This window comes from Sphingosinicella sp. LHD-64, from assembly GCF_031157375.1.
GTDB lineage: Bacteria > Pseudomonadota > Alphaproteobacteria > Sphingomonadales > Sphingomonadaceae > Allosphingosinicella.
In genome coordinates this window covers 38,621-51,797 of record NZ_JAVIFV010000001.1, presented here as the reverse complement: position 1 = coordinate 51,797, position 13,177 = coordinate 38,621, and the positions used below count along the sequence as shown (strand labels likewise).

Genomic DNA, 13,177 nt, shown 5'->3' with positions numbered 1-13,177 from the left:
AGCTTGTGCTTTCGCGTCCGATTGCGCATCGGCCCGGGCGTGACCGCCGCCGCCTCCGTTCCGCAGAACCGACTCCTGGGGATCAGCCTTCGCATCGGCGCGGCGACCAGCTTCGGCTTCATGGCGGCGATGATCAAGCTGGGGAGCGAGATCGGCGTGAGCCTGGTCGAGCTCGCCTTCTACCGCTTCTTCTTCGGCCTCGTCCCGCTGCTCGCCTGGATGGCGATGACCCGCAACCTCGGCGCGTGGCGGACGAAGCGGCCGATGGCGCATGTGATCCGCGGCATAATCGGCCTGTCGACGATGGTCTGCGGCTTCTCCGCCGTCATCTGGCTGCCGCTCGCCGAGGCGACGACGATCAATTTCGCCGTGCCGCTGTTCGCGGTCATCCTGTCGGCCCTGATCCTGCACGAGCCGGTCGGGCGGCACCGCTGGAGCGCGGTCGCAATCGGCTTCGTCGGCGTGCTGGTCGTGATGCGGCCGGGCGGGACCGAGCTGCCCCCCGTCGGTCTCGCTTTCGCGGTCGCCGCAGCCTTCGGCGGCGCGGCGGTGACGATCACCATCCGCCAGATCGGCCGGACCGAAAGCACGCCGACCACGGTTTTGTGGTTCACCCTCTTCTCGATCGCCGCGACCGGGCTCTTCATGCCCGTCTTCGCGCGCGGGCATGACGGGGCGACCTGGGCGATCCTCGTCGCGCTCGGCCTGTTCGGCGGGGTCGGCCAGCTTTTCCTGACCTCGGCGCTGCGATTCGCACCGGTCTCGGTGGTGGTGCCGTTCGACTACACCCAGCTCGTCTGGGCAGTCCTCCTCGGCTGGCTGATCTGGGGCAGGCAGCCCGCGGCCACGACCTGGATTGGCGGCGCCGTCATCGTTGCGAGCGGACTCTATACCCTCTATCGCGAGCACAAGCTCGGGCGAGAGAAGCCCGGCCCGGAACCGCTCTAGGCGCGACCGATCAGCTTGCGGGCCATGCCGTCGGCGACCTCGGCCGGATTGCGGCCGGTGGCGGCGCTTTCCGCCCAGATCTGCTCGAGCCGGCCGGGAATCGCCTCGATGCGCTGGCGGACCACCGCCTCGTCGCCGTCGCCGACATATTCGGTCGAGACATTGATGATGCCGCCGGCGTTGATGACGTAGTCCGGCGCATACAGGATGCCGCGCGCCTGGACGCGGTCGCCGTCCGCCGGAGTGGCGAGCTGGTTGTTGGCGCCGCCGGCGACGATCGGCACGTTCAAGGCCGCGATCGACTGCTCGTCGAGGATCGCGCCGAGCGCATTGGGGCTGAGCACGTCGGCCTCCAAGGTCATGATCGCCTCCGGAGCGACGACGGCGCCACCGACCTCGTCGGCGAGCTTCTGCGCCCGCGCCGTGTCGATATCGGTGATGCTGAGCCGCGCCCCCTCTTGCGCGGCGCGGCGGGCAAGGCCACCGGCAACGCTGCCTGCGCCTTGCAGCGCGATGTGGAGGCCGGCGAGGCTGTCACGCCCAAGCGCCCGCTTCACCGCCGCCTTGACGCCGAGGAAGACGCCATAGCTGGTGTGCGGCCCGGGGTCGCCGCCGACCGCGCCCTCCGCGACGGGCAGGCCCGCGACGAATTTGGTCTGCTTCGAAATTTCGACCATGTCGGCGACGTTCACCCCGACATCCTCGGCGGTGACGTAGCGGCCGCCGAGGCCGCCCACGGCGCGCCCGAAGGCGGCGATCATCCCGGGTGTCTTGGTCCGGGCCGCGTCGGCGAGGATCACCGCCTTGCCGCCGCCGAGCGGCAGGCCGGCCATGGCGTTCTTGTAGCTCATGCCGCGCGACAGGCGCAGCACGTCGGCGATCGCATCGCCGGTCTTCGCATAATGCCAGAATCGGGTGCCGCCTGCACCCGGGCCGAGATGGGTCGAATGGACCGCGATGATCGCCCTGAGGCCGGTTGTCTCGTCGGTGACGAAATGCGCGAATTCATGCCCGTCGAAATCGGGATAGTCCCAGAGCGAGTCCATGATGATCCTGTGAGGCGGGTTCAGACGAAATGGGGCGATCGACGGGACTTGAACCCGCGACCCTCGGTACCACAAACCGATGCTCTAACCAGCTGAGCTACGATCGCCATGCAGTGGAATGCGCTGCGCACATAGTGGGGGGCGGCCCCCACCGTCAAGGGAAGTACGGCGTCAGGCGCCGGGCGCGTGCGCGGCTTCGTGTCGGGCCGAGAGCAGCTCGGCGAGCTCGAGGTGACGGCGCCTGGCGTCGTCGGTCCGGGCGCGCGCCGCGGCGTCACGCTCTTCGGCCGCCCGGCGGGCGTAATAGATGCGGTCGTTGGTCATGTGTTCCCGATCCCCGGTGGGATAGCGCCATTAGGTGGCAGCGATATGAACCGACAGGGCGGGCGCGTCAGGGCGGGCCGGTTTCGAGACGGCGCGACGGCTCCCGTGTGGAAATGTCGATGAGCCGAGGTCCGTTGCGGGTCTGCCTGCCTTCGGCGTAGCGCTTACGGATCCAGCCATCGGGCGGCCTCCGCCGGCGTGCGCTTGTCGGTGTCGCGATCGACGAGCAGGTTGGCCTGGCGCATCCGCCCAACCGGAATCGCGCCGATCAGCGGCCGCAGCGCCTCGGCCAACCTCGAATCTGCGTCGTGACGCGGCGCGAGCAACAGGACCGCGTCGTAGCTGGGCAAGGCTCGCCGCGGGTCGCCCAGCGTCACCAGGTCCAGCGCGGCGATGCGCCCGTCCGAGGAGAAGGCGGTGATCACGTCGGCCGACCCATTGGCGACGGCGCGGTACATGAAGGTCGGGCTGTAGGAGGTCTGCGCCGCGAAGCGCAGGCGATAGGCACCCTGCACCGCGCGCCATTCGGGCCGGGTCAGGAATTCGAGGTCGGCGCCGAGACGGAGCTGTGGCGCGACGAGCGTCAGGTCGCCGAGCGAACGCACGCCCAGCGCCGCGGCCCGGCTCCGGCGCATCGCCAGTGCATAGGCGTTCTCGAAGCCGAGCGGACCGAGCAAAGTCACGCCGTCGCGGCGGCGCAGCTCTTCGGTCAGCACCTGCCGCATCCGGTTGGCCGGCGGCGTGTCGGTGCGGCCGAGGATATTGGCCCAGAGCGTGCCCGAATAGTCGACGTAGACGTCGATATCGCCGGCAGCGAGCGCCTGATAGGCGACGGTCGAGCCGAGATTGTCGCGCCGCTCGGTGCGGAAGCCGGCGGCCTGCAGGCGCCGCTCGATCGCGCTCGCCAGGATATATTGCTCGGAGAAGTTCTTGGCGCCGACGACGATCGTCTCGCCGCCGCTCGGGCCCGCGGGCAGCATGGCGAGGCCGAGCGCCGTGGCCAGCGCCATCAGGCCGGTACGAACCCGCCATCGGGAACGCCGTCTCAGACCCGTCTCGACCAGCGCGAGCAGCCCGTCGACGGCGAGCGCCAGTGCCGCGGCGGCAGCGCAGCCGGTCAGCACGCGCACCCAGTTCTCGGTCTGAAGCCCGGAGAAGATGAGGTCGCCGAGGCTCGGCTGGCCGACGGTGGTGGCAAGGGTCGCGGCGCCGATCGTCCAGACCGAGGCGGTGCGGATGCCGGCGAGGATGACCGGCGCGCCGAGCGGCAGCTCGATCAGGGTCAGGCGCTGGCGGGCAGTCATGCCGAGTCCGTCAGCCGCTTCCAGCACGGCGGGGTCGATCCCCTGCAGCGCCGCGACTCCGTTCCGGACGATCGGCAGCAGCGCATAGAGGCTGAGCGCGATCAGCGCCGGCAGGAAGCCGAGTGCCGGAATGGCGAGCCCGGTCGCCTGGCCGAGGATGAGCAGCGCGGGGTAGAAGAGCGCGAGCAGCGCCAGCGCCGGCACGGTCTGGACCAGTCCCGCGAGCCCGAGCACCGGAGTGCGCAGGCGAGGATGGCGGGCCGAGAGGATGGCGAGCGGCAGTCCGAGCGCCACCCCGATCAGCACCGCCGAACCGCTGAGCAGGAGATGGGCACGTGCCAGCACCGGGAGCGCGGCAAGCGCGTCGGCGAGCGTCGGGCTCACAGCGCCTGGAGCCTTTCCGCCTGCCGGCGCGGCACCTCGACCATGGCGCGCACCTCGGGATCGTCGCTGACGAGCAAAGTCGCCGGGGCGGCATCGGCGCGGATGCGGCCCGCGAGCAGCACGACGATCCGGTCGGCAAGCAGCAGCGCCTCAGCGATATCGTGGGTCACCATCAGCGTGGTGAGGCCGAGCCGCTCGTGGAGCGCACGATAGGCGCGGCCGAGCGAATCGCGGGTCACCGGGTCGAGCGCCCCGAACGGCTCGTCCATCAACATCAGGCCGGGCCGGGCCGCCAGCGCCCGGGCAAGGCCGACGCGCTGCGCCTGGCCACCGGAAAGCTCGCGCGGATAGCGTCCGGCGAAGTCCGCCGGCAGCGCGGCCAGGTCGAGCAGCTCGGCGACGCGATCTTCCCCCACCCCCATCAATCGCGGCACGATGCCGATATTCTCGGCGACCGTCAGATGCGGGAACAGGCCGATGCCCTGGATGACGTAGCCGATGCCGTGGCGCAGGTCGGCGAGCGGGACCTCGCACACGCCGCGGCCGTCGATGCGGATCGTCCCGGCGTCAGGTTCGACGAGGCGGTTGATCGATTTGAGCAACGTCGTCTTGCCCGATCCCGAAGGACCGACGAGGGCGACGAATTCGCCGGACCCGATCGACAGGCTGACATCGTCCAATGCCGCGCGGCCGTCATGGCGCTTGGTCAGGCCGGCGATGTCGAGCTTGCTCACGGGAAAGGCGTGGTGGGCGCGGCAAGGATTGAACTTGCGACCCCTGCGGTGTGAACACAGTGCTCTACCACTGAGCTACGCGCCCACGCCTAGGTTGCATCCGGTGTGGTAGACCCGGACGGAAGGCGGCCCATAACTGGCGCATTCGCGACTGTCTAGCCACGTCCTCGTCATTGCGAGGAGCGCAGCGACGAAGCAATCCAGCCGGATCCGAGCGTCGCACTGGATTGCTTCGCTTCGCTCGCAATGACGAGCTGGGAAGGCCGTTCAGCCGTTGACCGCATCCTTCAGGCCCTTGCCGGGCTTGAATTTGGGCTGGGTGGATTCCTTGATCTGCATCGGCTCGCCGGTGCGCGGATTGCGGCCAGTCGACGCCTTGCGGCGCGAGCAGGAGAAGGTGCCGAAGCCGACCAGGCGCACCTCATCGCCCCGCTGGAGCGCGCCGGTGATCGTGTCGAACACGGTTTCGACGGCCCGCGATGCATCTCCCCGCGCCAGCCCAGTAAGCTCCGCCACGCGACCGATCAGCTCCTGCTTGTTCATCTGTCCCGAACCCCTGTTCCCGATGACTCGCGGCGCCCGCGCGCCGGACGTTTACATGCCACGGGCGGGACGGGAGTCAAAGGAAAGAGGCGCCTTTCACCCGAAAAGCGCCTCTTCCGGACCATTCGTCACGACGAACGTCAGTGCCGGATCGACACCGGTGTCCCATCTTCGGACGCAGGCGCCAGCTCCGACGGCGGCAGCGCGGCGAGCTCGTCGGATTCGCTCCACTCGATCGGCACGACCGGCTGGGCGAGCGCCTGGGCCAGCACCTCGTCGACATGGCTGACGATGACGATCTCCAGCCCCTCGCGGATGTTGGCGGGGATTTCGGCGAGGTCCTTCTCGTTTTCCGCCGGAATCAGCACCCTGGCGATGCCGCCGCGCAGCGCCGCCAGGAGCTTCTCCTTGAGGCCGCCGATCGGCAGCACGCGGCCGCGCAGCGTGACCTCGCCGGTCATCGCGACGTCGCGGCGGACCGGGATTCCGGTCACCGTCGAGATGATCGCCGTCACCATCCCGATGCCCGCCGACGGCCCGTCCTTGGGCACCGCGCCCTCGGGCAGGTGGACGTGGATGTCCTTGCGGCCGAACAGGCTGGGCCGGACGCCATAGCCGGGCGCGCGCGCCTTCACGAAAGAGAAGGCGGCCTGCACCGATTCCTGCATGACCTCGCCGAGCTTGCCGGTGGTCTTGATCAGGCCCTTGCCCGGGACGGTCACCGCCTCGATGGTCAGCAGTTCGCCGCCCACTTCGGTCCAGGCGAGGCCGGTGACCGCGCCGATCTGGTCCTCCTCCTCGCCGACGCCGTGGCGATACTTCCGCACGCCGAGGAACTCGCCGAGATTGTCGGCGGTCACTTCGACCCGCTCGGCCTTGCCTTCGAGGATCTGGCGCAGGGCCTTGCGGGCGATCTTGGCGATCTCGCGCTCCAGCGTGCGCACGCCGGCCTCGCGGGTGTAATGACGGATCGCGCCGCGCAGACCCTCCTCGGTCAGGCTGAACTCGCCCTCCTTGAGACCGTGGCTCTCGATCTGCTTGGGGAGCAGGTGGCGAAGCGCGATCTCGACCTTCTCGTCCTCGGTATAGCCTTCGAGCCGGATGATCTCCATGCGGTCGAGCAGCGGCTGCGGCAGATTCAGCGAGTTCGCGGTGGTCACGAACATCACGTCGGAGAGATCGTAGTCGATCTCCAGATAGTGATCCTGGAACTTGTTGTTCTGTTCCGGATCGAGCACCTCGAGCAAGGCCGAGGCGGGATCGCCGCGGAAGTCCTGGCCGAGCTTGTCGATCTCATCGAGCAGGAACAGCGGATTGCTCGTTCCCGCTTTCTTGAGGTTGGTGACGATCTTGCCCGGCAGCGAGCCGATATAGGTGCGCCGGTGGCCGCGGATCTCGGCTTCGTCGCGCACGCCGCCAAGGCTCTGCCGGACGAACTCGCGGCCCGTGGCACGCGCGATCGAGCGGCCAAGCGAGGTCTTGCCGACGCCGGGCGGGCCGACGAGGCAGAGGATTGGGCCCTTGAGCTTGTTGGTCCGCGCCTGGACGGCGAGATATTCGACGATCCGATCCTTGACCTTCTCAAGGCCATAATGGTCCTCGTCGAGAATCCGCTCGGCCTCGGGGATGTCATGCTTCAGCTTCGACTTCTTGCCCCAGGGCAGGCCGAGCAGCACGTCGAGATAGTTGCGACTGACCGTCGCCTCGGCCGACATCGGCGCCATGCCGCGCAGCTTCTTGAGCTCGCCCTGCGCCTTGGTCCTGGCTTCCTTGGAGAGCTTGGTACGCTCGATCTTGCGGGTGAGCTCGGCGAGCTCGTCGCCCTCGCCTTCCTCACCGGCATTGCCGAGCTCGCGCTGGATCGCCTTCAACTGCTCGTTCAGATAATATTCGCGCTGCGTCTTCTCCATCTGGCGCTTGACGCGGCTGCGGATCTTCTTCTCGACCTGGAGCACGCCCAGCTCGCCTTCCATGAAGGCGAAGGCCATTTCGAGCCGACGCACCGGATCGAGCTCGGCGAGCAGGGTCTGCTTGTCCGAGACCTTGATGTTGATGTTGGCGGCAACCGCATCGGCGAGCTTCGAGGCTTCCTCGATCTGGCCGAGCTGGACGGCGGTCTCGGCCGGCAGCTTGCGGTTGAGCTTCGCATAATTCTCGAACTGCTCGACGACCGAGCGCATCAGCGCCTGCGCCTCGGCGCCCTCGGCCTCGCGCACGTCGACGAGGTCGATCTCGGCGGCGAGGTGGCCGCCCTCCTGGGTCAGGGTGCGCAGCGACGCCCGCTCCCGGCCCTCGACCAGCACCCGCACCGTGCCGTCGGGCAGCTTCAGGAGCTGCAGGACGGTCGCGATGACGCCGAGGTCGTAAAGCGCCTCGCGGTCGGGATCGTCCTCGGCGGGATCGAGCTGCGAGACGAGGAAGATGCTCTTGTCCGCCGCCATCGCGCTTTCGAGCGCCGCCACCGATTTGTCGCGGCCGACGAACAGCGGCACGATCATCTGGGGGAAAACGACAATGTCGCGCAGGGGCAGGACGGGGTAGGATTGACTCATGTAGACTCCAGGGCGCGGACGATGGGTCCGCTCGTCCGCTATATGGGGCGGTTATAGGGCGGCATCAATGAAGTCGCGTTAACGCCGGCGAAAGAGACGCTTTGCAATTGACCCCCTACCGGGGGAGGTCTAAAATTTCCGGCCTTTAGTGGGGAGGGACTTTCTATGTTTCGCGCTCTGATTATCGCAGCGCCGATGGCGCTCGCCTCGATGACGGTGATCCCCGTCGCCGCGCCGGCGCTGGCCTGGCAGGACAATGGCGGCCAGTGCCCGAGCTCCGAGACCCGCCGCCAGCGCGGCCGTGGCATCGGCAGCATGCTGGGCGGCATCGCCGGCGCGGTCGGCGGCCGGATGGGCGGCGTCGGCGGCATGATCGCCAACAACCTGCCGATCGGCGAGATGCTGGGCGAGGCGATCGCCAGCCTGCTCGACCAGTGCGAGCAGCAGAAGGCGGCCGCGGCGACCGACGAGGCGCTCCGTGGCGGCGTCGGCACCTCCGTGGAGTGGCAGAGCGAGACGCGTGCGGGCGTCACCGGCCGCTCCGAAGTCACCGCGCAGCAGGCGGAAGCCGGCGGCGGCGATTGCATGACCGTCACCGATATCGTCATCGTCGACGGCGAAGAGACGCGCGCGCCCAAGCGCATGTGCCGCCGCCCGCCGTCGACCCGTTATGTCCGCGTCTGATCTGTTTGACTGACCTCGGGAGATTCGCGTTGCGCCGGTATGCGTCCTTCGTTGCCCTCGCCGCCCTCGCCTTCGCGCAGGCGGCGCAGGCGCAGCGCGACCCCAACAACCCGACCTGCCCGCAAAATCCGGGCTGGTCGCTCAACCGTCAGATGACGTTCACGCCGCAGCAGGCGGGCGGCCGCAACGTGCTGGTCGCCGAGGGCTTCATCGACGACAATCTCGTGCCGCGGCTCGAGGCGGCGCTGCGCGACAATCCGCAGGCCGAGGAGCTCTGGCTGCGATCGCCGGGCGGCAACGCCCGGGTCGGCAACCAGGCAGGCCGGATCATCCGCGAGGCGGGCATCCCGACGCGAATCCCGAACGGCTATGCCTGCTTCTCCGCCTGCAACTTCCTGTTCATGGGCGGCATCGCCCGCTTCGTGGACAATGGCGGCCTGTTCATCGTCCATATGTTCACGCACACCAACAACCGCGAGGTCATCCGCCAGGAGGTCGCGCAGGGCGAGGACAACACGATCGGCCTGATCGGCGAGATCGAGCAGCAATCGGCCCTGCTCGCCAGCGAGGACAATGATTTCCTGATCCGCATGGGCGTCTCGCGCAACCTCCTGACCGAGGTGATGTACCGGACGAGCGCGGTCCAGGACGCCCGCAACCGCGAAACCCGCCGCTGCCTCACCCAGCAGGAGGTCAACCGCTACAACGTCGCGACCACGCCATGGCGCGGCGCGGAAGCGACGCCACGAGGCGGTGGCTCCCCGGGGAATGCCGGAAGCAGCGCCTCACGGAGCGCCGAACCGGTCCAGGACGGCAAGGGCGAGAAATAGCGCGCTCGCGCGTGCCTCAGGGCACGATCGTCACGAACAGATAGGCGGCGAGGATGACCAGGTGAACGATCCCCTGAAGAATCGTCGTGCGCCCGGTGCTCAGCGAGATCACCGAGACGAAGAGCGACAGGCCGAGCAGGGTCAGCGCCTTGGGGCCGATGCCGAGATGCAGCTCCCAGCCCATGACGAGCGAGACGACGGCAACCGTCGGAATGGTGAGGCCGATCGTCGCAAGGGCCGAGCCGAGGGCGAGATTGAGGCTGGTCTGGAGGCGGTTGCGCCGCGTCGCCTTCAACGCGGCGAGACTTTCGGGCGCGAGCACCAGCGCGGCGATGACGATGCCGACCAGGGCATAGGGCAGCCCTGCCCCGGCCACCGCGCCCTCGATGGTCGGTGCCAGCCCCTTGGCCAGCAGCACAACCCCGACCAGGGCGACGAGCAGCAGGCCGAAGGCGATCCGGGTCTGCGCCAGCGAGGGCGGTGCGGCATGCGCGTCTTCCGGCAGGTCGCCGCCGCCTTCCGGCAGGAAATAGTCGCGGTGCCGCACCGTCTGGACCAGCACGAAAGTCGCGTAGAGCAGCAGCGAGACGATGGCGGTGAACAGGAGCTGTGACGGTGAGAAGGCGGGACCGGCCGCGCTCGATAGGTAATTGGGCAGGACCAGGGTCAGGACCGACATCGCCGCCAGCACGCAAAGCGCGGCGCTGACGCCCTGCTGCATGAAGCTCTGCTCGTGATGTCGCATGCCGCCGGAGAGCAGGCACAGGCCGACGATGCCGTTGAGGATCAGCATGATCGCGGCGAACACGGTGTCGCGGGCCAGCGTCGCTGCATCGCCGGCATTCGAGAGCATCAGCGAGACGATCAGCGACACCTCGATCACCGTGACCGCGACGGCGAGGACCAACGTACCGAACGGCTCGCCGACGCGATGCGCGACAACCTCGGCGTGATGGACCGCGGCGAGAACGCAGCCGATCAGGATCGCGCCCGCGGCGAGGATGCCAGGCGTGCCCAGCTTCGCCAGCCCGATCGCGAGCGCGACGAGACCCAGCGCCGGAAGCGCCAGCGACCATTTGGGCAGCATCGCGCGATCGAAAAGCCGACCCTCGTCCGGGACGAGCGGTTCGGCGTCGGTGCTCAGGCCGCGTCCTCAGCCTTCTTGGCGAACACCCGCACCGGCTCCTTGGTGCCGGCGACGACATCCTTGTCGATCAGCACCTCGTCGACGCCGTCCATGCTGGGCAGGTCGAACATCGTGTCGAGAAGGATGTTCTCGAGGATCGACCGGAGGCCGCGCGCACCGGTCTTGCGCTCGATCGCCTTCTTGGCGACCGCGACCAGCGCCTCGTCGGTGAAGGTGAGCTTCACGTCTTCCATGTCGAACAGCTTGGAATATTGCTTCACCAGCGCGTTCTTCGGCTCCTGGAGAATCTTGACGAGCGCTTCGGTGTCGAGGTCCTCCAGCGTCGCGATCACCGGCAGGCGGCCGACGAATTCGGGGATGAGGCCGAACTTCAGGAGGTCGTCCGGTTCACCCTGGCGAAGGATCTCGCCGGTGCGACGCTCCTCTGGCGCGGCGACATGGGCGCCGAAGCCGATCGACTTGCCCTCCAGCCGGTCCGCGATGATCTTCTCGAGGCCGGCGAAGGCGCCGCCGCAGATGAACAGGATGTTGGTCGTGTCGACCTGCAGGAACTCCTGCTGCGGATGCTTGCGCCCGCCCTGCGGCGGAACGGAGGCGACGGTGCCCTCCATCATCTTGAGCAGCGCCTGCTGGACGCCCTCGCCCGAGACGTCGCGGGTGATGGACGGATTGTCCGATTTGCGGCTGATCTTGTCGATCTCGTCGATATAGACGATCCCGCGCTGCGCCCGCTCGACATTGTAGTCCGATGCCTGGAGCAGCTTGAGGATGATGTTCTCGACATCCTCGCCGACATAGCCGGCTTCAGTGAGCGTCGTGGCGTCGGCCATGGTGAACGGCACGTCGAGCAGGCGCGCCAGCGTCTGGGCGAGCAGCGTCTTGCCGCAGCCGGTCGGTCCGACGAGCAGGATGTTCGATTTCGAAAGCTCGACCTCGCCCGACTTCGCGCCATGGGCGAGTCGCTTGTAGTGATTGTGGACGGCGACAGAGAGGACGCGCTTGGCGCGGTTCTGTCCGATCACATAATCGTCGAGATGCCTGCAGATCTCCAACGGCGTCGGCACGCCATCGCGGGTCTTCACAAGGGCCGACTTGGTTTCCTCGCGGATGATGTCGTTGCACAGCTCGACGCATTCGTCGCAGATGAACACGGTCGGGCCGGCGATCAGCTTGCGCACTTCGTGCTGGGACTTGCCGCAGAACGAGCAGTACAGGGTGCTCTTGCTATCGCCGCCACTCAGCTTCGTCATACTCTTTCCTTCGGGCCATCCGGGCCCGCTTTACAACGGGCACATATCCTGACGGCAAATTATCACGACCACAATGCCTGAATCGTTAAACCGCTCCAGAGTGGGGCGGCGCGGCGACCGGGCCTTAAGCCGGGCACCGGGGCCGTCCTCATCTCGCTCAGGCCGCCTTGGCGGCCTCCTCGTCCGCCGGCACCGGACGCTTGTCGAACACCTCGTCGACCAGACCGAACTCCTTCGCCTCGAGCGCCGAGAAGAACTTGTCGCGCTCCACATTCTTCTCGATCTCCTCGAGCGTGCGGCCGGTGAAGCCGGCCATCAGCTCGTTCATCCGGTGACGAATGCGCAGGATCTCGCGCGCCTGGATCTCGATGTCGCTCGCCATGCCCTGGGCGCCGCCGGAAGGCTGATGGATCATGATCCGCGCATTGGTGAGGGCGACCCGCATGCCGGGCTCGCCGGCCGAGAGCAGGAACGCGCCCATCGAGGCGGCCTGGCCGATGCAGACCGTCCCGACGCGCGGGCGGATGTACTGCATCGTGTCATGGATGGCCATGCCCGCCGTGACGACCCCGCCCGGCGAGTTGATGTACATGTAGATGTCTTTCTTGGGGTTTTCCGATTCGAGGTAGAGCAGCTGGGCGGTGACCAGCGTCGCCATATGGTCCTCGACCGGCCCGGTCACGAACACGATCCGCTCGCGCAGCAGCCGCGAATAGATGTCGAAGCTGCGCTCGCCGCGGTTCGACTGCTCGATGACGATGGGGACGAGCCCGGCGATGATGTCCTTGTGGTCCATGGCTGCGATGAGATCCTGTTGCCTGGGTGTTGGTCGACAACAGGCAACATCGGAGGATCGTCGCCAAGGTTCAAGGGGCGACGTGGCGGCCGGCATGATCGGCTGCGTTCGGTTAATGCATTCGACGCTCCGTTCCGCTAGCGTTCCGGCATGAGGGACGACTTTGCCGGGGAGGTGGCGGAGCAAGGGGACGACGCGGCGATCGTCGAGATCCTGCATGAGGTCTGCCGGGTGACCGGCATGGGGTTCGCCGCGGTGGCACGTGTTACGGAAACCCGCTGGATCGCCGCCCAGGTCGAGGACCGGATCGAGTTCGGACTCAACCCCGGCGACGAGCTGGAGATCAAGAAGACGATCTGCGACGACATCCGCCGCGACGGCCGGGCGATCGTCATCGACCATATCGGCGCGGACCCGGACTGGCGGACGCATCCCGTGCCCGCCCTCTATGGATTCGAGAGCTATGCCTCGCTGCCCGTCGTGCTGGCCGACGGCAGCTTCTACGGAACCCTGTGCGCGATCGATCCCGCGCCCCGCCTGCTCAGCGCGCACGAGACGATGGCCGCGCTGCAAGTGCTCGCCGATCGGGTTTCGGCCATCCTGTCCCGCAAGATACTCGGCGACAGCTGAGCGCG

Annotated in this window: 13 protein-coding genes and 2 tRNA genes; 4 read left to right on the top strand and 11 right to left on the bottom strand. The window is 67.8% G+C overall.

The features are described 5' to 3' along the window. Window positions 1-39: 39 nt before the first annotated feature. A complete protein-coding gene (locus tag RCO27_RS00235) occupies window positions 40-948 on the top strand; it encodes a DMT family transporter (protein ID WP_309000632.1) in 909 nt (302 codons plus the stop codon). On the opposite strand, the gene RCO27_RS00230 is transcribed toward RCO27_RS00235, so the two are convergent. The 8 genes from RCO27_RS00230 to lon form a co-directional block, all read right to left on the bottom strand. Further along, window positions 945-1,994, bottom strand: a complete 1,050-nt coding sequence (locus tag RCO27_RS00230; RefSeq protein ID WP_309000631.1) for a Glu/Leu/Phe/Val dehydrogenase dimerization domain-containing protein — start codon at window positions 1,992-1,994, stop codon at window positions 945-947. The two genes, RCO27_RS00235 and RCO27_RS00230, sit on opposite strands and share 4 nt — an antisense overlap. Before the next feature lie 30 nt (window positions 1,995-2,024). Beyond that, a tRNA-His gene (locus tag RCO27_RS00225) sits at window positions 2,025-2,101 on the bottom strand. Window positions 2,102-2,165: 64 nt separating this feature from the next. After that, complete coding sequence (locus tag RCO27_RS00220; protein WP_309000630.1) at window positions 2,166-2,318, bottom strand: hypothetical protein; 153 nt, start codon at window positions 2,316-2,318, stop codon at window positions 2,166-2,168. A 164-nt stretch (window positions 2,319-2,482) separates the two neighbouring features. Then, entirely contained in the window at window positions 2,483-4,006 is a 1,524-nt protein-coding gene (locus RCO27_RS00215; protein ID WP_309000629.1) for an ABC transporter permease/substrate-binding protein, read from the bottom strand. Next, window positions 4,003-4,740 (bottom strand): ABC transporter ATP-binding protein, encoded by a 738-nt coding sequence (locus tag RCO27_RS00210; RefSeq protein ID WP_309000628.1) that lies wholly within the window; start codon window positions 4,738-4,740, stop codon window positions 4,003-4,005. The genes RCO27_RS00215 and RCO27_RS00210 overlap by 4 nt, the downstream gene beginning before the upstream one ends. 10 nt (window positions 4,741-4,750) lie before the next feature. Next, window positions 4,751-4,825 (bottom strand) — tRNA-Val (locus RCO27_RS00205). A gap of 182 nt (window positions 4,826-5,007) precedes the next feature. Further along, the gene (locus RCO27_RS00200; protein ID WP_309000627.1) at window positions 5,008-5,283 is read right to left on the bottom strand and encodes an HU family DNA-binding protein; all 276 of its coding nucleotides are present in this window, start codon (window positions 5,281-5,283) and stop codon (window positions 5,008-5,010) included. A 140-nt stretch (window positions 5,284-5,423) separates the two neighbouring features. Further along, window positions 5,424-7,835: an endopeptidase La gene (gene lon / locus RCO27_RS00195; RefSeq protein WP_309000626.1), complete on the bottom strand. Its 2,412-nt coding sequence runs from the start codon at window positions 7,833-7,835 to the stop codon at window positions 5,424-5,426. Between the two features lie 195 nt (window positions 7,836-8,030). On the opposite strand from lon, the gene RCO27_RS00190 reads away from it, so the two are divergent. Both RCO27_RS00190 and RCO27_RS00185 read left to right on the top strand, forming a co-directional pair. Further along, complete coding sequence (locus RCO27_RS00190) at window positions 8,031-8,519, top strand: hypothetical protein (protein WP_309000625.1); 489 nt, start codon at window positions 8,031-8,033, stop codon at window positions 8,517-8,519. Between the two features lie 29 nt (window positions 8,520-8,548). Continuing rightward, window positions 8,549-9,349, top strand: coding sequence for a hypothetical protein (locus RCO27_RS00185; RefSeq protein ID WP_309000624.1), 801 nt, complete (start codon window positions 8,549-8,551; stop codon window positions 9,347-9,349). Window positions 9,350-9,365: 16 nt separating this feature from the next. On the opposite strand, the gene RCO27_RS00180 is transcribed toward RCO27_RS00185, so the two are convergent. From RCO27_RS00180 to clpP, 3 genes are all read right to left on the bottom strand, one after another. Beyond that, the gene (locus tag RCO27_RS00180) at window positions 9,366-10,436 is read right to left on the bottom strand and encodes an ionic transporter y4hA (RefSeq protein ID WP_309000623.1); all 1,071 of its coding nucleotides are present in this window, start codon (window positions 10,434-10,436) and stop codon (window positions 9,366-9,368) included. A gap of 53 nt (window positions 10,437-10,489) precedes the next feature. Beyond that, window positions 10,490-11,746, bottom strand: coding sequence for an ATP-dependent Clp protease ATP-binding subunit ClpX (clpX, locus tag RCO27_RS00175; RefSeq protein ID WP_309000622.1), 1,257 nt, complete (start codon window positions 11,744-11,746; stop codon window positions 10,490-10,492). A 157-nt stretch (window positions 11,747-11,903) separates the two neighbouring features. Then, window positions 11,904-12,542: an ATP-dependent Clp endopeptidase proteolytic subunit ClpP gene (clpP, locus tag RCO27_RS00170; RefSeq protein ID WP_309000621.1), complete on the bottom strand. Its 639-nt coding sequence runs from the start codon at window positions 12,540-12,542 to the stop codon at window positions 11,904-11,906. A gap of 150 nt (window positions 12,543-12,692) precedes the next feature. Here clpP and RCO27_RS00165 point away from each other — a divergent pair, with 150 nt between their 5' ends. Further along, a complete protein-coding gene (locus tag RCO27_RS00165; RefSeq protein WP_309000620.1) occupies window positions 12,693-13,172 on the top strand; it encodes a GAF domain-containing protein in 480 nt (159 codons plus the stop codon). Window positions 13,173-13,177: the final 5 nt, after the last annotated feature.

Coding starts and splice junctions, on each gene's coding strand:
- RCO27_RS00190 (WP_309000625.1), top strand. CDS start 8,031: ATGGCGCTCGCCTCGATGACGGTGATCCCCGTCGCCGCGCCGGCGCTG.
- lon (WP_309000626.1), bottom strand. CDS start 7,835: ATGAGTCAATCCTACCCCGTCCTGCCCCTGCGCGACATTGTCGTTTTC.
- RCO27_RS00200 (WP_309000627.1), bottom strand. CDS start 5,283: ATGAACAAGCAGGAGCTGATCGGTCGCGTGGCGGAGCTTACTGGGCTG.
- RCO27_RS00180 (WP_309000623.1), bottom strand. CDS start 10,436: ATGCTGCCCAAATGGTCGCTGGCGCTTCCGGCGCTGGGTCTCGTCGCG.
- RCO27_RS00230 (WP_309000631.1), bottom strand. CDS start 1,994: ATGGACTCGCTCTGGGACTATCCCGATTTCGACGGGCATGAATTCGCG.
- clpX (WP_309000622.1), bottom strand. CDS start 11,746: ATGACGAAGCTGAGTGGCGGCGATAGCAAGAGCACCCTGTACTGCTCG.
- RCO27_RS00165 (WP_309000620.1), top strand. CDS start 12,693: ATGAGGGACGACTTTGCCGGGGAGGTGGCGGAGCAAGGGGACGACGCG.
- RCO27_RS00220 (WP_309000630.1), bottom strand. CDS start 2,318: ATGACCAACGACCGCATCTATTACGCCCGCCGGGCGGCCGAAGAGCGT.
- clpP (WP_309000621.1), bottom strand. CDS start 12,542: ATGGACCACAAGGACATCATCGCCGGGCTCGTCCCCATCGTCATCGAG.